The sequence below is a fragment of the Oleiphilus sp. HI0086 genome, from assembly GCF_001635225.1.
On sequence record NZ_LWFZ01000565.1, the window covers coordinates 1 to 681 of the forward strand.

The window sequence follows — 681 nt, forward strand, 5'->3', positions numbered from 1 at the left end:
GCGGCCCTAATTGGCATATTGAAAGTCGGCGCCAGCTATGTCCCGCTTGACCCTGACTTCCCCGATGATCGTTTGGCGTACATGATTGAAGACTCGGGCTTACAACACCTAGTCACTCAAGAAACGCATATCAAGCGCCTGCCTTCTGTTGCACACATACTCAATACCGATCTGATTTCTGAACGTCTATCACAGCAGAACACAGCTTGCCCAGATGTAACAATCCCTGAGGATACAGCTGCGTATATCATCTATACCTCCGGTTCTACCGGAAAGCCTAAAGGCGTTGTGGTACCCCATGCTTCCGTCATGAACTTCTTACACAGCATGGCAGAAAAGCCAGGGCTCGAGGCTGATGATACCCTGATGGCAGTAACAACTTTGTCTTTTGATATTGCCGTACTTGAACTCTACTTGCCACTATGGGTCGGCGCCAAAGTCATTATTGCCAAGAAACAGGATAGTAGTGATGGTCGACGTTTATTAAGCTTGCTGACAAAGCATCAGGCAAACTTCATGCAAGCAACACCCGCCACCTGGCGATTGCTGATCAGTAGTGGCTGGCAGGGTGAGCCTAGATTAAAAGCACTGTGCGGTGGCGAAGCATTGCCATTGGATTTAGCTGAAGAGCTACTTCAACGCTGTAGTGAGCTTTGGAACATGTATGGCCCAACTGAAACC

At 48.9% G+C, this 681-nt stretch carries 1 protein-coding gene; it reads left to right on the top strand.

What is annotated here, in order from left to right; all coding sequences use genetic code 11:
* The coding region (locus A3756_RS06800) for an AMP-binding protein (protein WP_156490334.1) at nucleotides 1–681 on the top strand (681 nt) is incomplete at both ends.